Below are 22,098 nucleotides of genomic sequence, written 5' to 3' on the forward strand. Positions count from 1 at the left end.
ATCTCCTGGTGGGTGAATGAAGGTTGGGGTAAGGTTCAATGAAAATCCCGGCTGCGCCGGCCTTCGGCCAGCCGCCCCAGCCAGGGCGTGAGGTCCTTGAAGCGCTGCGCCAGCAGGTGTCGCACCTGGCCGCCGCTGGACGTGTCGCGCTGCCACACGCCCTGCACCGCGAGCAGCTTGGACTTGAGCAGCGGCTCGCGCTGTTCCTCCACCAGGTCGTTCCAGACGATCACGTTGACGATGCCGGTCTCGTCCTCGAGCGACACGAAGATCGTGCCCTTGGCGGTCTGCGGGCGCTGGCGCATGGTGACGATGCCGCAGGCGCGCACCACGCGGCCGTGCGGCACCGCGTTCAGTTCCTGCGCGCTCAGCAGCTTGAAGCGCGCCATGCGCGGGCGCAGCAGCGCCAGCGGATGGCGGCGCAGCGTGAGGTCGAGCGCGGCATAGTCGCCGACGATCTCCTCGCCCTCCGAGGCCTCGGGCAGCTGCAGCGGCGTCTCGTGGATCGGCACGCCCTTGAGCAGCGCCGGCGCGCGGTTGGCACCGCCACGCGTGGCCGTGGCATCCCAGACCTGCTGGCGGCGGTGGCCCGACAGGCCCATCAGCGCGTCGGCCGCCGCGAGCGCGGCCATGTCGCGGGTGTCGAGGTCGGCGCGCAGGGCCAGGTCCTCGGTGCTGGTGAAGGGGGCGAAGGCGCGAGCGGCGAGCAGTCGTTCGGCGCCGGCCTTGCTCAGCGCAGCGATGCGCTCCAGCCCCAGGCGCACGGCCGGTTGGCCGGGCCGCCCGAGGTGCGCGGCGTAATGCGGATCGGTGCCGGGCGGCATGCGCGGCGCATCGGGCGCGCGGGCCTCGAGCGTGCTGTCGCGCTCGCTCACCGTGACGTCGACCGGCCGCACCTCCACCCCATGGCGCCTCGCGTCCTGCACCAATTGCGAGGCCGAGTAGAAACCCATGGGCTGCGCGTCGAGCATGGCCGCGAGGAAGCAGGCCGGCTCGTGGTGCTTGAGCCAGCTGCTCACGATCACCAGCAGCGCGAAGCTGGCCGCATGGCTCTCGGGAAAGCCGTAGTCGCCGAAGCCCTTGACCTGCTCGAAGATGGCTTCGGCGAAGGGTCGGTCGTAGCCGTTGTGGACCATGCCCTCGATCAGCTTGTCCTGGTATTTCTCGATGTGGCCGGTGTGCTTCCACGCGGCCATCGCGCGGCGCAGGCCATCGGCTTCGTCGGAGGTGAAGCGGGCCGCGATCATCGCGATCTCCATCACCTGCTCCTGGAAGATCGGCACGCCCAGCGTGCGGCCCAGTGCTTTCTTCAGCGCGGGATAGCGGTATTCGATGGTCTCGCCGCGCCGCAGCTTCTCGCGGTTCTTCAGGTACGGATGCACCATGCCGCCCTGGATCGGCCCGGGCCGCACGATGGCCACCTCGACCACCAGGTCGTAGTACGCGCGCGGCTGCAGGCGCGGCAGCATCGACATCTGGGCACGGCTCTCGATCTGGAACACGCCGATGGTGTCGGCCGCGCAGATCATGTCGTAGACCTTCGGATCGTCGTTGGGGATCTGGTGCATCTGCACCGCCGTGCCGCGCCAGCGGTTCATGAAATCGAGCCCGCGGCGGATCGCGCTCAGCATGCCCAGCGCCAGCACGTCGACCTTGAGCATGCCCATGGCCTCGAGGTCGTCCTTCTCCCACTGGATCACGGAGCGCTCGGCCATCGAGGCCTTCTCGACCGGCACCAGCCGCGTGAGCTTGGTCTGCGTGAGCACGAAGCCGCCCACGTGCTGGCTCAGGTGGCGCGGGAAGCCCTTGAGTTCATGCGTGAGCTCCAGCCACAGGTCGAGCTTGCGCGGGTGCTCACGCACGCCGGCGCGCGCCATCGCTTCCTCGAGGTGCTGGGTCAGCACGCTGGTGTCGAACCAGTAGTGGTCCTTGGCGAACTCGTCGATCAGGCGTTCGTCGACGCCCATGGCCTTGCCCACGTCGCGCAGCGCACTGCGCGAGCGGTAGCAGATGACCACGGCCGCGATGGCGGCGCGGTCGCGGCCGTATTTCTCGTAGATGTACTGGATGACCTCTTCGCGCCGCTGGTGCTCGAAGTCGACGTCGATGTCGGGCGGCTCGTTGCGCTCGCGGCTCAGGAAGCGCTCGAACAGCAGGTGGCCCGTGTCCGGGTCGATGGCCGTGATGCCAAGGCAGTAGCAGACCGCCGAGTTGGCCGAGGAGCCGCGGCCCTGGCAGAGGATTTTTTCGTCGCGCGCAAAACGCACGATGTCTTCCACGGTCAGGAAGAACATCTCGTACTGCTTCTCGATGATCAGGTCGAGTTCATGCTGGACCTGCACGCGCACCTTGTCCGGCACACCGCGCGGATAACGGGTGCGCGCGCCCTCCCAGGTCTTGCGCACCAGCGTCTGCGCCGGCGTCTCGCCGTTGCCCAGCAGTTCCAGCGGGTACTGGTAGTGGGCCTTGATGGCGTCGGGGTCGAAGCGGCAGCGCTCCATCACGACCAGCGTGTTCGCCAGCAGTTCGGCCGGGTAGAGGTTCGCCAGCCGGATGCGCGGACGCAGGTGCCGCTCGGCATTGCTCTGCAGCGCGAAGCCGCATTCGGCCACCGGCCGGCCCTCGCGGATCGCGGTGATCACGTCCTGCAGCGGCTTGCGTGCGCGCTTGTGCATGTGCACATCGCCGGCCGCGACCAAGGGCACGCCGGTGGCCTCGCCCACTTCTTCGAGCGTCGCGAGCCAGAGATCGTCGTCGAGTTCGTTGAGCAGCTCGACCGCGATCCACAGGTGCTCGCCGTAGAACGCCCTGGCAGCGGCCACGTCGGCACACATCGACGCGATGTCCATCGCGCCGCCCGGGGCGCGGTGTGGCACCCACAGGATCTCGCAGTGCTGCAGCGTGCCGGCCGTGCCGTCCTCCCAGCACACCTGGTACTCGCCCTTGGGCGCTTCGGCGGTGCGCGCGGCCGTGATGAATTCGCAGAGGTGGCCCCAGCCTTCGAGGTCGTGCGCGATCGCCACCAGCCTGAAGCGCTCGAAGCGGAACTCGCTGCCGAACAGCAGCCGGAAGTCGGGGTTGCGCGGGATCGGCGGCTCTTCCGGATGGTTTTTCTCCCACTCGTCCAGCACGGCGGGGAGCTCGCGCAACGCGACGTGCGCGCGCACGATGCCCGCGACCGAACATTCGTCGGTGATGGCCAGCGCCTGGTAGCCCCGGTGGTAGGCCTGGGCCACGAGCTCGTCGGGCCGCGAGGCGCCGCGCTGGAAGCTGAAATTCGTCAGGCAGTGCAGTTCGGCGTAGCCCGGCAGGCCCTGCACCGCCACCGGGGGATTCGACGGCCGGGCATGCAGCCGCCTGGGCTGGCGCGCCTGCAGCTGCTTGTCGGTGAGTTCAGGCATAGATCCCCTGCAGGAACCAGCGCACCGCCTCGGAGGCGGCAAAACAACCCGAGGGGCGCTCGCGGAACACCCACAGCAGGCCGGCCTCGGGGCTCTCGGCCACGTAGTAGTCGCGCAGCGCCAGGTGGCCGCCTTCGTCCTGTGCCCCATCGCCCCACCAGCCGGCCTCGATGCGCTGCGGGCCCACCAGCGACTGCAGCCGGCCCTGGTACCAGGGATGGCCGTCGTGCACCTCGAGCGGCAGCGGCTCGCGCAGCAGCCAGGGCGGCAGCAGGCTGTCGGGCTGCTGCACGACGGCCTTGGCCTGCTTTGCGGGCGGCGGCACCTTGCGCAGGGCCGGGCGCCAGTCCTGCATGGCTTCGGGCCGGTGGTCGGCCCGCGGCACCGGCACCTGCACCGCCCGCGGACCGAGCCGGGCGCTGAGCCGCTCGACCATCTCGTGCAGCCTGTCGCCCTTGCGGTTGTCCTCGGGCAGGAAGCTGGTGCTGGCGCCGGCCCAGGGCTGGGTGTCGAGCGAGCGCAGGCGCAGCCAGCTCGCGGGCGCGGCCAGTTGGGTGAGCGCCAGCCGTTCGCTCATCAGGCGGCGCAGATGCGCCAGGTCCTGGGTGGGCTCGGCGGTGCGCACGGTGATGGACTGGTACGGCGGCAGGTCGACGCCGTCGTAGCGCTTGAGGTCCAGCGTCCATTCGAGTTCGAGCGCCAGGGCGCCGCGCTGGCGCGCACGCAACCAGACCTGCAAGGCGGCCAGCAGCCGGTTGGCCGACCACATGAGTTCATTGGCGTTCTCGGCCAGCGCGGGCAGCTCCAGTTTCTGCTCGAACACGTCGGGCAGCGTGAGCCAGGTGTGGCGTTCGGGATGCTGGCCCCAGGCCATGTCCAGCGCCTCGCGCAGTGCCGCGCCGAAGCGCCGCGACAGCCCGCCGCGCGGCAGTGCCGCCACGTCGCCCCAGGTGCGGCAACCCAGGCGCGCCAGCACGTCGAGATGGGGGCGTGCGAGCGTGAGCGTGTGCAGCGGCAAGGCGGCCGGAATGTCGGCCGGCGGCCGTTGGCCCAGCGCGAACAGCCGCAGCCGGGCCAGCGCGACCAGCGCGGTGGCGCCCTGCACCTTCTGCAGGCGGCTGTCGGGCACGGGGTTCCAGCTGCTCATCAAACGCATGAGCTGCTGCTGCCCGCCCCAGAGCCGCTCGCAGGCCGAGACCTCGAGCATCAGCGCCTCGTCGAGCCAGGCCACGCGCGGCGTGAACTGCAGCGCCCACCATCCCAGGGTTTCGAGGGTCATCGGCAAGGCGGCCGGCACCGGGCCGGTGGCCGCCGCCTCGGGCGCCTCAGCCCACCAGCGCAAGGCGATCCACTGCATGGGAGCCCTCCTCTCTGCGGCGGCGCAGGTCGAGGCGGACCACGGTCGCGCCCTTGGCTGCGGGGATGTCCACCTCCACCTTCGCCCTGTCCGCCCCCTGGCGGCGCCGCAGGCTGGCGGCCAGCAGCGCCGCCAGGCGCGCGTTGCGGGCCGGCAGGCTCAAGGGCTGCGCGAGCGGCGGGCCGCGACGCTTGAGCAGGTGCACCTCCATGCGCCCGTCTTCGGCCGACCCCAGCTGCAGCCGCAGCCGCGCCGGCGAGGCCGACTGCGCCACGGCCTCGGGCCGCATCACGAACAGCAGGCCTTCGTGCTGGGCGGCCGCGAGCTGCAGCCGCCGCAGTTCGCTGGCCCGCGCCTGCGGCAGCCAGGCCAGCACGGCGGCCACGTCGGCACAGCGCAAGGCCTGCTCGCAGGCCCAGGTGCACTCGGCCGAGCTCTGGCCCCGGACCCACATCAGCGCCGCGCTGGGCAGGCCGCCCGCGGCCAGCGCCGGCCCGAAGGGCTCGTAAGGTGCGCCGATCAGCATCACCGGACCGCCGCGCTCGGCCACCGCGCGCGCCAGCGCGGGCAGCAGCAGCGCCCACACATGCGCCTCGGGCCGGGCCTGCAACAGCTCGGTCATCGCGCCCACCGGCCAGCCGCCCCCGGGCAGCTCGGCATCGAGCACGGCATGGCCGGTGCCCAGCACCGGCAGGTCGGCCACGCCCAGCTCGTCGCCGCGCCAGACGTTGTGGCGGGCAGAGACAAAGGACGAGGAGATGGAAGGCAGGCCCATGGTGGATCGACAGTTAACTGTATTTTTATACAGTATTCAGACTGTTGCCATGTTTTGTGGCTATCGGAATCCCGGGGCGGGTTGAGTGCAGCGGATTGACCTTTCGCCCCGGGCTTCGCCAGGTCAACACACGGGCGCTAAGCTCGCGCCCGTGGCCTGACCCGGTGCCCTCTTTCCTCTCTTCTGCGCATCGCGCGCCCCTTCCATGTCTCTCCTGCCACGGCGCCTGGCCGCCTCCTTCTTCACCGCCCTGTTCAGCCTGCTGGCCGCCGGCTGCGCCACCGGCGACGAGTGCGATCCGCGCTACGCCGCATCGCCCCAGATCGGCGGCGAATGCCGCTTCCGCAACATGCCCAACCCGCAGGCGCTGCCCTCGGAAAGCGGCTGGAAGATCTGGTCGCGTTTCCTCACCGGATCCAAGCAAGGCACGGTGCCGGTCGACCCGATCCCGGTGCGCCGGCTCGACCGCGCCGCGCTCGATACGCTCGACCCCGCAGCCAACCACGTGGTGCGGCTGGGCCATTCCTCGCACCTGCTCAAGCTGCACGGCAAGTACTGGCTGATCGATCCGGTGTTCAGCGAGCGCGCCTCGCCGGTCCAGTGGTTCGGGCCCAAGCGCTTCCACGCGCCGCCGATCACGCTGGCCGAGCTGCCGCCGATCGAGGGATTGATCCTCTCGCACGACCACTACGACCACCTCGACCTGGGCGCCATCGATGCGCTGCGCGCGCGCGTGCAGCGCTACTTCGTGCCGCTGGGCGTGGGCGCGCGGCTGCGCGATGCGGGCGTGGCGCCCGAGCGCATCGAGGAGTTCGACTGGTGGCAGGCCAGCCGCCATGGCGCGGTGCAGCTCACCGCCACGCCCTCGCAGCATTTCTCAGGGCGCACGCTCCGAGACCGCGACAGCACGCTGTGGGCCTCATGGGTGATCGAGAGCGGCGGCGAGCGCATCTTCTACAGCGGCGACTCGGGCTACTTCCCGGGCTTCGCGCAGATCGGCGAACGCTTCGGCGGCTTCGACCTCGCGCTGATGGAGAACGGCGCCTACGACAGCTACTGGCCTGCGGTGCACATGACGCCCGAGCAGACGGTCCAGGCCTTCCGCGACCTGCGCGGCAAGCTGCTCTACCTGGTGCACAACAGCACCTTCGACCTGGCCTTCCACACCTGGCGCGACCCGCTCGACCGCGCGGCCGCCCTCGCGCAGGACCAGGCCATTGCGCTGGCCACGCCGGAGATCGGCGAGGTGCTGACGCTGGGGCAGCCGCGCACCAACGTGCGGTGGTGGAAGGACCTGCGCTGAGCCCTGTTCAGCCGGCGTCCGCCACCGGTTGCCCGTGAGGGGCTGGCGGCCGCGCCTTCTTCCCGCCATCGCCGCCGCCTTCCCAGCGCAGCACCGCCCGCGCCACCGCATACAGGCCGACGAACACGCCGCCCAGCACCCAGAGGTCGGCGCCATAGGGCAAGGCCGCATAGCCGCCTCCGGTGAGCGACACCACCACGAACACCGCCACCAGGTGGGCGCAGAACACCGGCAGCGAGGCCGATCCCATGTCCTCCAGCCAGCGCGGACGCGGCAGCCGGTGCAGCAGCGGCGGTCCGAAGCGGATGGCCACGATGCACAGCGCCGCCAGGTTCAGCAGCCGCAGCGGCCCGAGGTGCCACTTGTCGAACAGCAGGTTCAGCCCGGCGTCGTCGCCGAAGGGCGCCTGCCCGGTCGGGCCGAAATGCCGCCACGCGAAGCAGCCGCCGGCCACCGCCACCGCCAGCCCCAGCAGCCACTTGGGGAACACGAAGGGCTGCGCATCCGGCGCATTGCGGCTCGCACCCAGCCACATGCCGACGAACCAGAGGAACTGCCAGGCGAAGGTGTCGAAGGAACCGGTCTCGCCGTAGGGCACGGGAAGGTGAAGCACGCCGCGGGTCACGCCGTAGAGCCATTCGGTGGTGCCGAACTGCGAGGCCGCCCACCAGGTCGCGCTCAACGCCATCGGCCACTGCCAGCCATGGCGCATCGCGAAGGCGATCACCCAGGGGCTGGCCAGCATGAACAGGATGTACATCGGCAGGATGTCGAGCAGCGCCGGCTGGTAGACCAGCAGCAGCGAGAAGGTCAGCGCGTCGTGCGGGTGGGCCAGGTAGTACTTCACCATCTCCTTGACCGCCGGCTGGTCGAGCTGCAGCCCGACGCCGGTGATCACGGTGAAGAGAAACAGCAGCAGCGCGGCCTGGATGAAGTAGATCTTGAGCGCGCGGCGCCAAAAGGCCCGGCGCATCACGGCCACGCCCTGCGTGTAGCCGATGCGGCTGTAGACCAGCCCCGAGACGAAGGCCGACAGCAGCACGAAGCCTTCGGCCGCCGACACGAAACCGAAGGGCTGGCCCACCGGATCGGTCAGGCGCGAGGGCACGTGCGTGATGGTCATCAGCACCAGCATCAGGCCGCGCGCGGCGTCGAGTTCCCAGAGTCTTTTCATTGCTTCAGGCGCGATCGCTTCCATGCAGTGAAGGCCAGGCCTTCGAGCCGTCGATGAGATGAAGGATCCGCCACCGCCCGGCGAACCGGGGTCGGTCAGGACGCGCGATGCGCGTCAGAACACGCGAAGGAAGGACCGCAACCGGTCCGCCCTCCTGTTCTCAGCCTTCGTCGGGTCGCATGGGAATGTCGCCCATGGCCTCGTCGTTGCGCACGTCGCGCGCGGCCTTCATCAGGCCGATCGACAGGCCATCGCCCTGGCCTGCGAAGCCCTTGGCAATGCCTTCCAGCGCCTTGGACAAGGGCGCATCGCCGTCGTCCTGCGCGTCCATGCTGATGCTCAGGATGCGCGCGGCCATCTGTCGGTAGGTGACCACGCCCGACTTCTCGAGAACGGCCACCAGATCCAGGTACAGCGCCAGGTTCAGGTCGAACGCCAGCTTGGCCGTGACATCGAGGTTGTCGTCGTTCTTGTCCATGTGTGTGTGCTCCTTCGTCCTGCACCCATTATTGCCATGGGCTTTGACCGGCGGACGTCAGAAAGATGCCACACCTGCGACCCATTTCATGACGCACACCGGCGCAGCGAACATGTCAGCGGCGCTGGCTGCGCTCGCGCGCGCGCCGCACCTGGCGCGACTGCGTGGCCTCGAGCGCGGCACGTTCGCGCGCCTGCTTCTTCGCCACGCGGCCCTTGCGCCAATGTCGCCCCAGGAAATAACTGCCGAGGCCGGTGGCCACGGCCACCACCATGCCCAGCGCGCTGAGATCGATGCCACCCATGGTCATTGCACCCGCACGATGGACATCGGCTTGAAGCCCAGGTCGGCCGCCTTGCCCTTGCGGCCGCGCCCGGCCTTGGCGTTGTTGAGCGAACGGATCTCCAGCGTCTCGTCGCGCTCCTTGCCGCCGCGCCCCAGGCCCTCGATCTTCACGCTGCGCGTGTAGGCCGCGGCACCGGCCAGCGTATCCTTGGCTTCGAGGTCGATCAGCGTGAGCCCGCGGCCGCCCTTGGGCAGCGCCTTGAGTTCGGTGATCTCGAAGGTCAGGATGCGTCCGCCGGTCGACGCGCAGGCCACGTGCGTGGCGGTCGGCTGCGGTTCGGCGCCGCTGGCACCGCCCACCAGCGAGGGCCGGCAGAGCTGCTCGCCCTCGCCCACGTCGATGAAGGCCTTGCCGCCGCGCTGGCGCGACACCATGTTCTCGACCGCGGCGATGAAGCCGTAGCCGCCGGTGTTCGACAGCAGCAGCTGCGCGCCCACGGGGCCGGCGAAGTAATGCGCGACGTGCGTGCCGCTGTCGAGCTCGATCAGCGTGGTCACGGGTTGCCCGTCACCGCGGCCGCCGGGCAGCGAGGCCACGGGCACGGTGTAGACGCGCACACCCTTGTCCTTGGCGGTGCCGAAGACCAGCAGCGTGTCGACCGAGCGGCACTCGAAGGCGCCATAGAGCGTGTCGCCCGACTTGAAGCTGTACTCGACCGGCGCGCCGCCCGCCGCGGCCTTCTCGCTGGCCCAGCCCTTCTGCGTGCGGACCCAGCCCTTCTGCGAGACGATCACCGTGACCGGCTCGTCGACCACCTTGACCTCGGCCACGGCGCGCTTCTCGGCCTGGATCAGCGTGCGGCGTGCGTCCTCGAAGCTCTTGGCGTCGGCCTCGATCTCCTTGATCAGCAGGCGGCGCAACGCCGTCGAGCTGCCGAGGATGTCCTCGAGCTTCTTCTGGTCTTCGCGCAGCCCCTTGAGTTCCTGCTCGATCTTGATGGCTTCGAGCCGCGCGAGCTGGCGCAGCCGGATCTCGAGGATGTCCTCAGCCTGCCGATCGCTGAGGTTGAAGCGCGCGATCAGCGCGGCCTTCGGGTCCTCGGCCGCGCGGATGATCGCGATCACCTCGTCGATGTTGAGCAGCACCAGCTGCCGGCCCTCGAGGATGTGGATGCGATCGAGCACCTTGCCCAGGCGGTGCTTCGAGCGCTTCTCGACCGTGATCTCGCGGAAGGCGATCCACTCGTTAAGCATCTGCCGCAGCGACTTCTGCACCGGCTTGCCGTCGATGCCGACCATCGTGAGGTTGATCGACGACGAGCTTTCCAGCGAGGTCTGCGACAGCAGCGTGGTGATGAACTCTTCCTGGCTGATGCGCGAGGTCTTGGGCTCGAACACCAGCCGCACGGCCGCGTCCTTGCTCGACTCGTCGCGCACCACGTCGAGCACCGACAGCAGCGCCGCCTTGAGGTTGCTCTGGTCGGTGGTGAGCGCCTTCTTGCCGGCCTTGACCTTGGGGTTGGTGATCTCCTCAATCTCTTCCAGCACCTTCTGCGTGCTCACGCCCGGCGGCAGTTCGTTGACCACCAGCTGCCACTGGCCGCGCGCCAGGTCCTCGATCTTCCAGCGTGCACGCACCTTGAGCGAGCCGCGGCCGGTGCGGTAGGCCTCGGCGATGTCGTTGGCGCTGCTGATGATCTGCGCGCCGCCGGGATAGTCCGGGCCGGGCACGATCTGCAGCAGTTCCTCGTCGCTGAGCGTGCCGTTCGACTTGATCAGCGCGACGCAGGCGTCGGCGATCTCGCGCAGGTTGTGGCTCGGGATCTCGGTGGCCAGGCCGACCGCGATGCCGCTCGCGCCGTTGAGCAGCACGAAGGGCAGCCGCGCGGGCAGCAGGCGCGGCTCCTCGGTGCTGCCGTCGTAGTTGGGGATGAAGTCGACCGTGCCTTCGTCGATCTCGTCGAGCAGCAGGCTGGTGATGCGCGCCAGCCGCGCCTCGGTGTAGCGCATGGCAGCGGCGCCGTCGCCGTCGCGGCTGCCGAAGTTGCCCTGGCCGTCGACCAGCGGATAGCGCTGCGAGAAGTCCTGCGCCATGCGCACCAGCGCGTCGTAGGCGGCCTGGTCGCTGTGCGGATGGAAGCGGCCCAGCACGTCGCCCACCACGCGGGCGCTCTTGACCGGCTTGGCACCCACCGTGCCGTTGCTGCCGCCGAAGCCCAGGCCCATGCGCGACATCGAGTACAGGATGCGGCGCTGCACCGGCTTCTGGCCGTCGCTCACGTCGGGCAGCGCGCGGCCCTTGACCACCGACAGCGCGTACTCGAGGTAGGCGGTCTGCGCGTAGTCGGCCAGTGTCAGCTTGCTGGGATCTTCGGGGCTCTGGAGGTCGAGCGTCGGTTGTTCGTCCATGTCTTTCTTGCTTCTCGGTGACTCTGTCTGTTTATTCGGTGGCGGCCGGCGCGGATTCGGAGGCGGCCTCGGGCACGGCCGGCAGCGCCGGCATGCGCCAGGGCTGCGCGGACGGCAGGTTGCCGCGGCCCGCGGCCCCGCCTTCGGGCACGATCATCTCCATGCGCACGCGCCCGGGCGCCTGGCCGCCGCGACCCGTGCCCCTCTCGGGCTTGAGATAGGCGTAGAGCTGCAGCACGGTGCGCACGTAGTCCTGCGTCTCGCGGTAGTTCGGTATCTTGTTGCCGGCGCGCTGGACCGCGCCCTCGCCCGCGTTGTAGGCGGCCAGCGCAAGTTCGATCTGGCCCTGGAACAGGGCGATCAGGTCGCGCAGGTAGCGCGAGCCGGCCGCGATGTTGGTGCGCGGGTCGAACAGCTTCTTCTCGAGCGAGGCGCGCCGGTCGCCGCGCACGCCGTAGCGCTGGGCGGTGCCGGGCATCAGCTGCATCAGGCCCATCGCGCCCTTGGGCGACACCGCCTGCGCGTCGAAGCCCGACTCGGTGGCGACCAGCGCCTGCAACAGTTCGTAATCGATGGCGTGCGCCGAGGCGGCTTCGTGCAGCGCGGCCTTGGCCGCCTGGTGGCTGGGCGAGGCCTCGAACAGCGCCAGCAGGGTCTGCGCGGCCGGCGGCACCGCGCCGCCGCGCACGTCCTTGGGCGCACGCGCGATGCCCAGCGGCGCGATGCCCTGGGCCGTGTCGAAGTCCTGGCCGCCCTTGAAGAAGACCTGGTAGCGCGCGTCGAGCTTCTCGGACGCGAAATGCGCCACGCCGCGCTCGTCCACATAGCCGTAGATGTCGGCGGCATGCACCAGCGGCTGCGCGGCGAGCAGCACGAGGCCCGCCAGCAGGGCTCGGGCACGCGTCGCAGGCTTCATCACGGCGTTCAATCGATGGGTTCCAATCGTGAGGCGCAGGGGATGCGGGAGCGCAGGCTCAGACATCCACCTCGATGTCGTCGGCCCGGATTTCCATCAGTTCGCGCCGCGCCGCGGCCTCGCCCTTGCCCATGAGCTTGGTGATCTCGCCTTCGGTTTCGCCGAAGGCCAGCCGGCCGAGGCCGACCTGCAGCAGGCGGCGCGTGTCGGGATTGAGCGTGGTTTCCCACAATTGTTCCGCGCTCATTTCGCCCAGGCCCTTGAAGCGGCTGATGCTCCAGGCGCCTTCGCGCACCCCATCCTTGCGCAGTTTGTCCAGGATGGCAACCAGTTCGCCCTCGTCCAGCGCATAGACCTTGGAGGCCGGCTTCTTGCCGCGCGCGGGCGCATCGACCCGGAACAGCGGCGGCTTGGCGACATACACGTGGCCGGTTTCGATCAGCTTGGGGAAGTGGCGGAAGAACAGCGTGAGCAGCAGCACCTGGATGTGCGAGCCGTCGACGTCGGCATCGCTCAGGATGCAGACCTTGCCGTAGCGCAGGCCGCTCATGTCGGGCGTGTCGTTGGGGCCGTGCGGATCGACGCCGATGGCCACCGAGATGTCGTGGATTTCGGTGTTGGCGAACAGCCGGTCGCGCTCGACCTCCCAAGTGTTGAGCACCTTGCCGCGCAGCGGCAGCACTGCCTGCGACTCCTTGTCGCGGCCCATCTTGGCGCTGCCGCCGGCCGAGTCGCCCTCGACCAGGAAGACCTCGTTGTGGCTGATGTCCTTGCTCTCGCAATCGGTGAGCTTGCCCGGCAGCACGGCCACGCCCGAGCCCTTGCGCTTCTCGACCTTCTGGCCGGCCTTCTGGCGCGTCTGCGCGGCCTTGATGGCCAGTTCCGCCAGCTTCTTGCCGTAGTCGACGTGCTGGTTGAGCCAGAGCTCGAGCGCTGGGCGCACGAAGCTCGACACCAGCCGCACCGCGTCGCGCGAATTCAGCCGTTCCTTGATCTGGCCCTGGAACTGCGGATCGAGCACCTTGGCGCTGAGCACGTAGCTGGCCCGCGCGAACACGTCTTCCGGCAGCAGCTTCACGCCCTTGGGCAGCAGCGAGTGCAGTTCGATGAAACCCTTGACCGCCGTGAACAAGCCGTCGCGCAGGCCGCTCTCGTGCGTGCCGCCGGCGCTGGTGGGGATCAGGTTGACGTAGCTCTCGCGCACCGGCTGGCCGTCTTCGGTGAAGGCCACGCACCAGTCGGCGCCCTCGCCTTCGGCGAAGTTGTCGGCGTTCTTGTCGGCATGGCCCGCGCCCTCGAACAGCGGAATCACCGGCTCGCCGTTGAGCGTCTGCATCAGGTAGTCGCGCAGGCCGCCCTTGTAGAGCCAGGTCTGCGTGTCCTTGGTCTTCTCGTTGACCAGCGTGACGCTCACGCCCGGCATCAGCACCGCCTTGCTGCGCAGCAGGTGGGTCAGCTCGTGCATCGGCAGCGTGGCGACCTCGAAGTACTTGGGATCGGGCCAGGCGCGCACCGTGGTGCCCTGCTTGCGGTCGCCGCCGGTCTGCGGGCGGACCACCAGCGCCTCGATCACGTCGCCGGCCGAGAAGGCCAGCTGGGCCACCGAGGCTTCGCGGTAGGAGACCACCTCGAGCCGCGTCGACAGCGCGTTGGTCACGCTCACGCCCACGCCGTGCAGGCCGCCGGAGAAGCTGTAGGCGCCGCCCGAGCCCTTGTCGAACTTGCCGCCGGCGTGCAGCCGGGTGAACACCAGTTCGACCACCGGGGCCTTTTCCTCGGGGTGCAGGCCGAAGGGAATGCCCCGGCCGTCGTCCTCGATGCTCACCGACGCATCGGTGTGCAGCGTGACCTTGATCTTCTTGCCGTAGCCGGCGAGCGCCTCGTCGGCGGCGTTGTCCAGCACTTCCTGGATGATGTGCAGGGGGTTGTCGGTCCGGGTGTACATGCCCGGGCGTTGCTTGACAGGTTCGAGGCCCTTGAGGACGCGGATCGAGCCTTCGGAATATTCGGGAGGGGTCTTGGGAGGAGTCGCCATGGGGGCGGATTGTAGTCAGTGAAGTTGAAATAACTGGATATTCATACAGCCACGGGGTCCGCGACGAACATGTGGGCCCCCAGGAAGTCGACAAAAGCCCGCAGCTTGGGCGAGGGATGGCGCCCCGAAGGCCACAGCACGCCCAGGCCGATGGCATGCGGGCGCACATGCTCGGCCAGCACGCGCTGCAGGCGGCCGGCGGCCAGCGCCTCGCGCACGCAGAAATCCGGCAGCAGCGCGATGCCGCGCCCGCGCAGCGCGAAGCACAGCCGGGTCTCCATGTTGTTGCAGATCATGGAGGTCGGCGGCCTGGCCTCGGCGCCGTCGGGCCCGGGTTGCAGCGGCCAGACCTCCACCTTGCCGGTGGCCGGGTAGCGATAGTGCAGGCAGGCGTGCGCCGCCAGGTCCGCCGGTGTGGCGGGCGTGCCGCAGCGCAGCAGGTAGTCGGGCGAGGCCACCAGCAGCTGCGAGAACGCGCCCAGCCGGCGCACCGACAGCCGCGAATCGCTGAGTTCGCCGGTGCGCACCACGGCGTCGAAGCCCTCCTCGATCACGTCCACCAGCCGGTCGCTGAAGTCGAGGTCGAGTTCGATCGCCGGGTGCTCGCGCATGAAGTCGGCCAGCAGCGGCAGCACCAGCGAGCTGACCAGCGGCAGGCTCACCCGCAGCTTGCCGCGCGGCGCGCCCGCCGAATGCGACAGCTCCTGCTCGGCGGCCTCGATCTCGGCCAGCACCCGGCGGCTGCGCGCCAGGAACAGCGCGCCCTCGGCGGTGAGCGTGATGCTGCGGGTGCTGCGGTGGAACAGCCGCACGCCCAGCCGCTCCTCCAGCCGCGCCACGCGCTTGCCGATGGCCGACGCCGACACGCCCAGCGCGCGGCCGGCCGTGACGAAGCTGCGGGTTTCGGCCACCTGGATGAAAACGGCCAGGCCGCTGAGGCTGTCCATGAAAAGGCTCCATTACGGAATCAAACGTCCGCATTGACTGGAACTGTATCCCTCTTTTTCCGGAGTCGGTTTCTGCCTATCGTGGGCCGCATGTCATCCCTACCGCTTCAAACCCTTCCTTCCAGGACCCGGCTCCCGCTGTCCGGCCTGCTCGCACTGGCCGCGGCCAGCTTCGTCACCATCCTCACCGAGGCCATGCCGGCCGGCCTGCTGCCGCAGATCGGCGCCGACCTCGCCATCACGCCCGCGCTGGTCGGCCAGATGGTCACGGTCTATGCGCTCGGCTCGCTGCTCGCGGCCATCCCGCTGGTCGCGTTCACCCGCGGCTGGCGCCGGCGGCCGCTGCTGATGCTGGCGATCGCCGGCTTCGCGCTGGTCAACACGGTCACTGCGCTGTCGCACAGCTACCCGCTCACGCTGGCCGCGCGCTTCTTCGCCGGCGTGTTCGCCGGGCTGCTCTGGGCACTGGTGGCGGGACATGCGGGCCGCATGGTCCCGCCCTCGATGCAGGGCCGCGCGATCGCGGTGGCCATGCTGGGGGCGCCACTGGCGCTGTCGCTGGGCATCCCGGCAGGCACGCTGCTGGGCACGGGCGTGGGCTGGCGACCGGCCTTCCTCGTAATGTCGGCGCTGTCGCTGATGCTGCTCGGCTGGGTGCGCTGGCAGGTGCCCGACTTCCCGGGGCAGGCGGCCGGACAGCGGGCCAGCGTGAAGCGCGTCTTCCTGCTGCCGGGCGTGCGGCCGGTGCTGGCGGTGATGCTGGCCTTCGTGCTGGCGCACAACATCCTCTACACCTACATCGCGCCCTTCCTGGCGCATGCCGGGCTCGGCGCACGGGTCGACCTGGTGCTGCTGGTGTTCGGCCTGGCCTCGGTGGCGGGCATCTGGATCACCGGCGTGCTGATCGACCGCTGGCTGCGCGAACTGGTGCTGGCCAGCACCGCGGTCTTCGGCTTGACGGCCCTCGTCCTGGGCCTGGCGGCGGGATCGGCGCCAGCGGTGTACGCCGGCGTGGCGCTCTGGGGTCTGGCCTTCGGCGGCGCGGGCACGCTGTTCCAGACCGCCTCGGCGCAGGCGGCCGGCGCCTCGGCCGACGTGGCGCAGTCGATGGTGGTCACGGCGTGGAACCTGGCCATCGCGGGCGGCGGCCTGCTGGGTGGCCTGCTGCTGCAAGGCTTCGGCGCGGGCGCCCTGCCCTGGTCGCTGATCGCGCTGCTGGCGCCGGCGCTGTGGCTCGCCTGGCGGTCGCGGCGTGGCTTTCCCGCCCGCTGAACACCACCGATGCGACGCCCTCATCGAAAGGCAGCGGAAATTTCACCAATGCCGATGCCGGCATCCCGACCGGGACTTGGCTAAAGTCAGAGGATGCATTCTCCCGGTCAAACCTTGTCGACCAAGCAGGTCCTGCTTTGCGGCGCGCTCATCGTCACGCTCTCCATGGGCATCCGCCACGGCTTCGGCCTGTGGCTGCAGCCGATCACCCAGGAGCAAGGCTGGACGCGCCAGACCTTCTCGCTGGCCATCGCGATCCAAAACCTGTCCTGGGGCGTGATGGGCGTGTTCGCCGGCATGTTGGCCGACAAGCTGGGCGCCTTCCGCGTGCTCTGGATCGGCGCCCTGCTCTACGCACTGGGCCTGGCCGGCATGGCCCTGTCGCCGACCCCGCTGCTGTTCGCGCTGACGGCCGGCGTGCTGATCGGCGCGGCCCAGGCCGGCACCACCTATGCGGTGATCTACGGCGTGATCGGTCGCCAGATTCCGGCCGAGCGCCGCTCGTGGGCCATGGGCGTGGCCGCCGCCGCGGGCTCCTTCGGCCAGTTCCTGATGGTGCCGATCGAAGGCCAGCTGATCGCGCAGCTCGGCTGGCACAACGCGCTGATGGCGCTGGCGGCCGTCGTGCTGCTGATCGTGCCGCTGGCGCTGGGCCTGCGCGAACCGCGTCGCGCGCCTGCGGCGGCCGGCAGCGCCCACCGCGACCAGACCATCGTGCAGGCCGTGGCCGAGGCCTTCAGGTACCCGAGCTTCGGGCTGCTGATGGCCGGCTATTTCGTCTGCGGCTTCCAGGTGGTGTTCATCGGCGTGCACATGCCCAGCTACCTCAAGGACAAGGGCCTGTCGCCCGAGGTCGCGAGCTATGCGCTGGCGCTGATCGGCCTGTTCAACGTGTTCGGCACCTACGCGGCCGGCACGCTGGGCCAGCGCCTGGCCAAGCGCAAGATCCTGGCCTTCATCTACTTCGCGCGCGCCATCGCGATCGCCCTGTTCCTGATCGTGCCGCTGTCGCCGCTGTCGGTCTATGTGTTCGCCGGCGTGATGGGCCTGCTGTGGCTCTCGACCATCCCGCCGACCAACGCGCTGGTGGCGCAGATCTTCGGCGTGGCCCATCTGTCGATGCTCAGCGGCTTCGTGTTCCTCGGCCACCAGTTCGGCTCCTTCCTGGGCGTGTGGCTGGGCGGCTTCCTGTACGACCGCACCGGCAGCTACGACATCGTCTGGTACATCGCGATCGCGCTCGGCGTGTTCGCGGCCCTGATCAATCTGCCGGTCAAGGAGGGCGCCATCGCCCGGCCGGTGCCGCAACCGGCCTGAACATGAAGCCCGCACAACGCCATCGCCTGCTGCAGATTGCCGGCTTCGTCGTGGCCGCAGTGGTGCTGGGCGGCGTGTTCCTGATGTACACGCGCCCGGCCTTCATGGTCACGATGATCGACCAGCTCTGGGCCTGCTTCTGAACCCCGCTGCCGCCCCCTCCGCACCCTCGCCCTGGGTCGCCCGCTGGTCGCACCTGGTGCCGGCCGGCGCGTCTGTCCTCGACGTGGCCTGCGGCACCGGGCGTCACATGCACTGGTTCGCCGGGCGCGGGCATGCGGTCACGGGTGTCGACCGCGCCGACGAGGCGGTGCGCGCCGCAGCCGTCTACGGCGAGGTGCTGCAGGCCGACATCGAAGGCGGCCCCTGGCCCTATGCCGGCCGGCACTTCGGCGGCGTGGTCGTCACCAACTACCTCTGGCGCCCCCGCCTGGCCGACATCGTGGCCGCGGTCGCGCCCGGCGGCGTGCTGCTCTACGAAACCTTCGCGGCCGGCAACGAGACGGTGGGCAAGCCCTCGCGGCCCGACTTCCTGCTGCAGCCCGGCGAACTGATCGCCGCCTGCGCCGGCCTGCGCATCGTGGCCTACGAGGACGGCTTCCTCGACGCACCCGCACGTTTCGTGCAGCGGATCGCGGCGGTTCGCGTGGCCGGGACACCGCCACGGACCCCGCTCGAGGGGCCGGCGGCCAGTCGGTAGAATCTCCGGTTTCGTCCAACCGACAAAAGAGAATCCCTTGGAGCAACTCACAGGCAGCATCGTCGCTCTCGCCACGCCGATGCATGAAGACGGTAGCGTCGACTATCCCGCCCTGCGCCGGCTGATCGACTGGCACATCGACGAAGGCACCGACTGCCTTGGCGTGGTCGGAACCACCGGCGAATCGCCGACGGTCGACGTCGAAGAGCATTGCGAGATCATCCGCGTCTCGGTCGAACAGGCACGCGGCCGCGTGCCCGTGATGGCCGGCTGCGGCGCCAACTCCACCAAGGAAGCGATCGAGCTCGCCAAGTTCGCCAAGGGCGTGGGCGCCGACTCGCAGCTGCAGGTGGTGCCCTACTACAACAAGCCGACGCAAGAAGGCCAGTACCAACATTTCAAGGCCATCGCCGAGGCCGTGGGCGACCTGCCCGTGGTGCTCTACAACGTGCCGGGCCGCACCGTGGCCGATATGGCGCACGACACCGTGCTGCGGCTGGCCCAGGTGCCGGGCATCATCGGCATCAAGGAAGCCACCGGCAACATCGAGCGCGCGCAGTGGCTGATCCGCGACCTGCCGGCGCGCTTCGGCGTGTACTCGGGCGACGATCCGACCGCGGTCGCCCTCATGCTGTGCGGCGGCAAGGGCAACATCAGCGTCACCGCCAACATCGCGCCGCGCAAGATGCACGAGCTGTGCGTGGCAGCCATCGCCGGCGACGTCGCCACCGCCATGCGCATCCAGTTCGAGCTGATGCCCGTGCATCGCAACCTGTTCATCGAGCCGAACCCGATCCCGTTGAAGTGGGCCATGGCCCGCCTGGGCCTGTGCGGCGGCACGATGCGGCTGCCGCTGACCCCGCTGAGCGACAACTGCCGGCCCGCGGTCGAGGCCGCGCTGCGCGCCACCGGTTTGCTCAAGGATTGACCCTTTCACCGCAGGCGCAACCTTTTGCGCGGGGCCGACTCACACAGGGCGGCCGCTGCGGCCCATCGATTTGATCGAACCATTCCACCAAGGAAGACGACGTTGAAGAATTTATCGCGATTCGCACTGCTGGCCCTCGTTGCCAGCCTGGCCGCCTGCTCGGTCTTCGAGAGCGACAAGATCGACTACAAGAGCGCCGGCAAGGCGCCGTCGCTCGAAGTGCCACCCGATCTCACCCAGCTCTCGCGCGACAACCGCTATGCCGTTCCCGGCAGCACGGTGTCGGCCAACAGCCTTCAGGCCGGCAAGGTCGATGCGCCGGGCGTGCCGACCGCGGTCGCCACGCTGGGTGACGTGCGCATGGAGCGCTCGGGCAACCAGCGCTGGATCGTCGTCAACCGTCCGGCCGACCAGCTCTGGGAACCGGTGCGCGACTTCTGGCAGGAGAGCGGCTTCCTGCTGACCACCGACCAGCGCAACCTGGGCATCATGGAAACCGACTGGGCCGAGAACCGCGCCAAGCTGCCGCAGGACATCATCCGCGGCACCATCGGCAAGCTGCTCGACTCGGTCTACTCGACCGGCGAACTCGACCGCTTCCGCACCCGTCTGGAACGCACGCCCACCGGCACCGAGATCTACGTCAGCCATCGCGGCATGGCCGAGGTCTACAGCGATGCCCGCAAGGAGCAGACCGTCTGGCAGCCGCGTCCCAGCGACCCCGAACTCGAAACCGAATTCCTGCGCCGCCTGATGGTCAAGCTTGGCGTCTCGCAAGAGCAGTCCAAGGCACTGACCGCCAGCGCTGCCGTGGCGCCCTCCGCCGCGCGTGTGGCCACCATCGACGGCCGTCCGGGCGTGCAGATCAACGAGGGCTTCGACCGTGCCTGGCGCCGTGTCGGCCTGGCGCTCGACCGCACCGGCTTCACCGTGGAAGACCGCGACCGCAGCGCCGGCACCTACTTCGTGCGCTACGTGACGCCCAACCCCGACAAGAAGGAACCGGGCCTGTTCTCCAAGCTGCTGAGCCTGGGCAGTGCCAGCAAGGACGAATCGCCGCTCAAGTTCCGCATCCTGGTCAAGAGCCAGGGCGAGACCAGCACGGTGTCGGTGCTCAACGAAGCCGGCGTGCCCGACACGACGGCGAACGCACAGCGCATCGTCCAGGTCATCGCCGACGACCTGAAGTGATCCGGACCCGGAGCGCCGCCGGCGCAGCGCCCCGGGCATCCGAGCGCATCGGTTCCTGACCGATGCTGCGCTTCCGAAGCCTGGGCAGCGGCAGCACAGGCAACGCCACGCTGGTCGAAGCGACCAGCGGCGGCCGCACCTCCCGCCTGCTGATCGACTGCGGCTTCACGCTGCGTCACCTCGACACGCGGCTGGCCCGCGTCGGCCTCGCGGCCAGCGACATCGACGCGGTCTTCATCACCCACGAGCATGGCGACCACATCGGCTGCGCCCATGCGCTGTCACGCCGCGAGCGCCTGCCGGTCTGGATGAGCGAAGGCACCTGGCTGGCCACCGGTGGGCGGGATTTCGAGGGACGGCTGAAGCTGGCGCGCGACGGCCTCGACATCGAGGTCGGCGACATCGCCGTGCAGCCCTTCACCGTGCCGCACGACGCGCGCGAGCCACTGCAGCTGCGCTGCACCGACGGTGCCCGCAGCCTGGGCGTGCTGACTGACCTGGGCCACGCCACACCCCATGTGCTGGCCCGCCTGGCCGGCCTGGACGCGCTGCTGCTGGAATGCAACCACGACAGCCAGATGCTGGCGGCCTCGGCCTATCCGGCCTTCCTCAAGCTGCGCGTGGGCGGCAACTACGGCCACCTGTCGAATGCCGCCGCGGCGGACATCGCGCGCGCCGTGCACCATGCGGGCCTGCGCCACGTGGTGGCGGCCCACCTGAGCGAGCAGAACAACACGCCCGAGCGCGTGCGCCGGGCGCTGGCCGAGGCGCTGGGGGCCAGCGAAGACGAGATGCTCACGGCCACCGCGGCCGAGGGCTCGCCCTGGCTGGACGTCTAGGGCCGCACCCGCGGATCAGCCCTGGCTGATCCGCTGACGCATCGCCTCGTAGAGGCACACGCCGCTGGCCACCGACACGTTCAGGCTCTCGACCGCGCCCAGCATCGGGATGCTGATCAGCTCGTCGCAGTTCTTGCGCGTGAGTTGCCGCATGCCCGTGCCTTCGGCACCGAGCACCAGCGCGAGCGGGCGCTTGAGGTCGCTCTGGTAGAGCGTGCCGGGCGCGTCGTCGCTGGCGCCGACGCACCAGATGTCGCGCTCCTTGAGTTCGCCGAGCGTGCGCGCCAGGTTGGTCACCATGAAATAGGGCACGGTCTCGGCCGCGCCACTGGCCACCTTGGCGACGGTGGCGTTGATGCCGGCCGCATGGTCGCGGGGCGCGATCACCGCGTGAGCGCCGGCGCCGTCGGCCACGCGCAGGCAGGCGCCGAGGTTGTGCGGATCGGTCACGCCGTCGAGCACCAGCAGCAGCGGCACGGTGCCCGCGGCCTCGAGGCCCTCGAGCAGCTCGTCGATCGAATGGGTTTGCGGGATCGGCTCGACACGGGCGGCCACGCCCTGGTGGCCGTGGCTGCCGCTGAGCTTGGCCAGGCGAAGGCCATCGGCCTCGACCAGCCGCACACCGGCGTCCTGGGCACGGGCCTTGAATTGCTGCATGCGCGCATCGCGGCGGCTGGCATCGAAGAACACTTCGATCACCGATTTCGGCGCGGTCTTGAGACGCACGCCCACGGCGTGGAAGCCGAAGATCACTTTGGGGGAAGACATGCA

Annotated in this window: 19 protein-coding genes; 8 read left to right on the forward strand and 11 right to left on the reverse strand. The window is 69.6% G+C overall.

The window, feature by feature from the left end; translation table 11 throughout:
- Nucleotides 1-35 precede the first annotated feature (35 nt).
- Genes K0H49_RS25000 through imuA form a run of 3 tightly spaced genes read right to left on the reverse strand, consistent with a single transcriptional unit; the run spans nucleotide 36 to nucleotide 5,533 of the window.
- A complete protein-coding gene (locus K0H49_RS25000; protein WP_219218412.1) occupies nucleotides 36-3,401 on the reverse strand; it encodes an error-prone DNA polymerase in 3,366 nt (1,121 codons plus the stop codon).
- Nucleotides 3,394-4,758 carry a Y-family DNA polymerase gene (locus K0H49_RS25005; protein ID WP_219218413.1) on the reverse strand — a complete coding sequence of 455 codons (1,365 nt, stop codon included), beginning with the start codon at nucleotides 4,756-4,758 and terminating at the stop codon, nucleotides 3,394-3,396. Before K0H49_RS25005 ends, K0H49_RS25000 begins: the two co-directional genes overlap by 8 nt.
- Nucleotides 4,727-5,533 (reverse strand): translesion DNA synthesis-associated protein ImuA, encoded by an 807-nt coding sequence (imuA, locus tag K0H49_RS25010; RefSeq protein WP_219218415.1) that lies wholly within the window; start codon nucleotides 5,531-5,533, stop codon nucleotides 4,727-4,729. The genes K0H49_RS25005 and imuA overlap by 32 nt, the downstream gene beginning before the upstream one ends.
- A 205-nt stretch (nucleotides 5,534-5,738) precedes the next feature.
- On the opposite strand from imuA, the gene K0H49_RS25015 reads away from it, so the two are divergent.
- Nucleotides 5,739-6,836 carry an MBL fold metallo-hydrolase gene (locus K0H49_RS25015; RefSeq protein WP_219218418.1) on the forward strand — a complete coding sequence of 366 codons (1,098 nt, stop codon included), beginning with the start codon at nucleotides 5,739-5,741 and terminating at the stop codon, nucleotides 6,834-6,836.
- 7 nt (nucleotides 6,837-6,843) lie between these two features.
- Here K0H49_RS25015 and opgC read toward each other — a convergent pair whose 3' ends face one another.
- The 7 genes from opgC to K0H49_RS25050 all read right to left on the reverse strand — a co-directional run bounded on the left by opgC (nucleotide 6,844) and on the right by K0H49_RS25050 (nucleotide 15,080).
- Nucleotides 6,844-8,010, reverse strand: a complete 1,167-nt coding sequence (gene opgC, locus K0H49_RS25020; protein ID WP_219218420.1) for an OpgC domain-containing protein — start codon at nucleotides 8,008-8,010, stop codon at nucleotides 6,844-6,846.
- 160 nt (nucleotides 8,011-8,170) lie between these two features.
- Entirely contained in the window at nucleotides 8,171-8,488 is a 318-nt protein-coding gene (locus tag K0H49_RS25025) for a hypothetical protein (protein WP_219218421.1), read from the reverse strand.
- 115 nt (nucleotides 8,489-8,603) lie between these two features.
- Nucleotides 8,604-8,792 (reverse strand): hypothetical protein, encoded by a 189-nt coding sequence (locus K0H49_RS25030; protein WP_219218423.1) that lies wholly within the window; start codon nucleotides 8,790-8,792, stop codon nucleotides 8,604-8,606.
- 2 nt (nucleotides 8,793-8,794) lie between these two features.
- Nucleotides 8,795-11,182 carry a DNA topoisomerase IV subunit A gene (gene parC, locus K0H49_RS25035; RefSeq protein WP_219218425.1) on the reverse strand — a complete coding sequence of 796 codons (2,388 nt, stop codon included), beginning with the start codon at nucleotides 11,180-11,182 and terminating at the stop codon, nucleotides 8,795-8,797.
- A gap of 31 nt (nucleotides 11,183-11,213) precedes the next feature.
- The gene (locus K0H49_RS25040; RefSeq protein WP_219218426.1) at nucleotides 11,214-12,098 is read right to left on the reverse strand and encodes a lytic transglycosylase domain-containing protein; all 885 of its coding nucleotides are present in this window, start codon (nucleotides 12,096-12,098) and stop codon (nucleotides 11,214-11,216) included.
- Between the two features lie 58 nt (nucleotides 12,099-12,156).
- Nucleotides 12,157-14,133 carry a DNA topoisomerase IV subunit B gene (locus K0H49_RS25045; protein ID WP_219218428.1) on the reverse strand — a complete coding sequence of 659 codons (1,977 nt, stop codon included), beginning with the start codon at nucleotides 14,131-14,133 and terminating at the stop codon, nucleotides 12,157-12,159.
- A gap of 41 nt (nucleotides 14,134-14,174) precedes the next feature.
- Complete coding sequence (locus K0H49_RS25050) at nucleotides 14,175-15,080, reverse strand: LysR family transcriptional regulator (RefSeq protein WP_219218431.1); 906 nt, start codon at nucleotides 15,078-15,080, stop codon at nucleotides 14,175-14,177.
- 90 nt (nucleotides 15,081-15,170) lie between these two features.
- Here K0H49_RS25050 and K0H49_RS25055 point away from each other — a divergent pair, with 90 nt between their 5' ends.
- The 7 genes from K0H49_RS25055 (at nucleotide 15,171) to K0H49_RS25085 (ending at nucleotide 21,327) form a co-directional block, all read left to right on the forward strand.
- Complete coding sequence (locus tag K0H49_RS25055) at nucleotides 15,171-16,352, forward strand: MFS transporter (protein ID WP_219218433.1); 1,182 nt, start codon at nucleotides 15,171-15,173, stop codon at nucleotides 16,350-16,352.
- 93 nt (nucleotides 16,353-16,445) lie between these two features.
- On the forward strand, nucleotides 16,446-17,669 hold the full coding sequence (locus tag K0H49_RS25060; RefSeq protein WP_219218435.1) for an MFS transporter: 1,224 nt from the start codon (nucleotides 16,446-16,448) through the stop codon (nucleotides 17,667-17,669).
- Between the two features lie 2 nt (nucleotides 17,670-17,671).
- A complete protein-coding gene (locus K0H49_RS25065; protein WP_219218437.1) occupies nucleotides 17,672-17,812 on the forward strand; it encodes a hypothetical protein in 141 nt (46 codons plus the stop codon).
- A complete protein-coding gene (locus K0H49_RS25070; protein WP_374122428.1) occupies nucleotides 17,809-18,369 on the forward strand; it encodes a class I SAM-dependent methyltransferase in 561 nt (186 codons plus the stop codon). Before K0H49_RS25065 ends, K0H49_RS25070 begins: the two co-directional genes overlap by 4 nt.
- Before the next feature lies 1 nt (nucleotide 18,370).
- Nucleotides 18,371-19,297, forward strand: coding sequence for a 4-hydroxy-tetrahydrodipicolinate synthase (gene dapA, locus K0H49_RS25075; RefSeq protein WP_374122429.1), 927 nt, complete (start codon nucleotides 18,371-18,373; stop codon nucleotides 19,295-19,297).
- A gap of 102 nt (nucleotides 19,298-19,399) precedes the next feature.
- A complete protein-coding gene (bamC, locus tag K0H49_RS25080; RefSeq protein ID WP_219218441.1) occupies nucleotides 19,400-20,488 on the forward strand; it encodes an outer membrane protein assembly factor BamC in 1,089 nt (362 codons plus the stop codon).
- A gap of 62 nt (nucleotides 20,489-20,550) precedes the next feature.
- The gene (locus K0H49_RS25085; RefSeq protein WP_219218443.1) at nucleotides 20,551-21,327 is read left to right on the forward strand and encodes an MBL fold metallo-hydrolase; all 777 of its coding nucleotides are present in this window, start codon (nucleotides 20,551-20,553) and stop codon (nucleotides 21,325-21,327) included.
- Between the two features lie 15 nt (nucleotides 21,328-21,342).
- Here K0H49_RS25085 and rlmB read toward each other — a convergent pair whose 3' ends face one another.
- On the reverse strand, nucleotides 21,343-22,095 hold the full coding sequence (rlmB, locus tag K0H49_RS25090) for a 23S rRNA (guanosine(2251)-2'-O)-methyltransferase RlmB (protein ID WP_219218445.1): 753 nt from the start codon (nucleotides 22,093-22,095) through the stop codon (nucleotides 21,343-21,345).
- Nucleotides 22,096-22,098 lie beyond the last annotated feature (3 nt).

Origin of the sequence: Variovorax boronicumulans (assembly GCF_019352895.1) — a bacterium.
Classification (GTDB): domain Bacteria; phylum Pseudomonadota; class Gammaproteobacteria; order Burkholderiales; family Burkholderiaceae_C; genus Variovorax; species Variovorax boronicumulans_A.

Excerpts from the sequence above, each read along its gene's own strand:
- K0H49_RS25000 (WP_219218412.1), bottom strand. The coding sequence starts at position 3,401 with ATGCCTGAACTCACCGACAAGCAGCTGCAGGCGCGCCAGCCCAGGCGG.
- K0H49_RS25005 (WP_219218413.1), bottom strand. The coding sequence starts at position 4,758 with ATGCAGTGGATCGCCTTGCGCTGGTGGGCTGAGGCGCCCGAGGCGGCG.
- imuA (WP_219218415.1), bottom strand. The coding sequence starts at position 5,533 with ATGGGCCTGCCTTCCATCTCCTCGTCCTTTGTCTCTGCCCGCCACAAC.
- K0H49_RS25015 (WP_219218418.1), top strand. The coding sequence starts at position 5,739 with ATGTCTCTCCTGCCACGGCGCCTGGCCGCCTCCTTCTTCACCGCCCTG.
- opgC (WP_219218420.1), bottom strand. The coding sequence starts at position 8,010 with ATGAAAAGACTCTGGGAACTCGACGCCGCGCGCGGCCTGATGCTGGTG.
- K0H49_RS25025 (WP_219218421.1), bottom strand. The coding sequence starts at position 8,488 with ATGGACAAGAACGACGACAACCTCGATGTCACGGCCAAGCTGGCGTTC.
- K0H49_RS25030 (WP_219218423.1), bottom strand. The coding sequence starts at position 8,792 with ATGGGTGGCATCGATCTCAGCGCGCTGGGCATGGTGGTGGCCGTGGCC.
- parC (WP_219218425.1), bottom strand. The coding sequence starts at position 11,182 with ATGGACGAACAACCGACGCTCGACCTCCAGAGCCCCGAAGATCCCAGC.
- K0H49_RS25040 (WP_219218426.1), bottom strand. The coding sequence starts at position 12,098 with ATGAAGCCTGCGACGCGTGCCCGAGCCCTGCTGGCGGGCCTCGTGCTG.
- K0H49_RS25045 (WP_219218428.1), bottom strand. The coding sequence starts at position 14,133 with ATGGCGACTCCTCCCAAGACCCCTCCCGAATATTCCGAAGGCTCGATC.
- K0H49_RS25050 (WP_219218431.1), bottom strand. The coding sequence starts at position 15,080 with ATGGACAGCCTCAGCGGCCTGGCCGTTTTCATCCAGGTGGCCGAAACC.
- K0H49_RS25055 (WP_219218433.1), top strand. The coding sequence starts at position 15,171 with ATGTCATCCCTACCGCTTCAAACCCTTCCTTCCAGGACCCGGCTCCCG.
- K0H49_RS25060 (WP_219218435.1), top strand. The coding sequence starts at position 16,446 with ATGCATTCTCCCGGTCAAACCTTGTCGACCAAGCAGGTCCTGCTTTGC.
- K0H49_RS25065 (WP_219218437.1), top strand. The coding sequence starts at position 17,672 with ATGAAGCCCGCACAACGCCATCGCCTGCTGCAGATTGCCGGCTTCGTC.
- K0H49_RS25085 (WP_219218443.1), top strand. The coding sequence starts at position 20,551 with ATGCTGCGCTTCCGAAGCCTGGGCAGCGGCAGCACAGGCAACGCCACG.
- rlmB (WP_219218445.1), bottom strand. The coding sequence starts at position 22,095 with ATGTCTTCCCCCAAAGTGATCTTCGGCTTCCACGCCGTGGGCGTGCGT.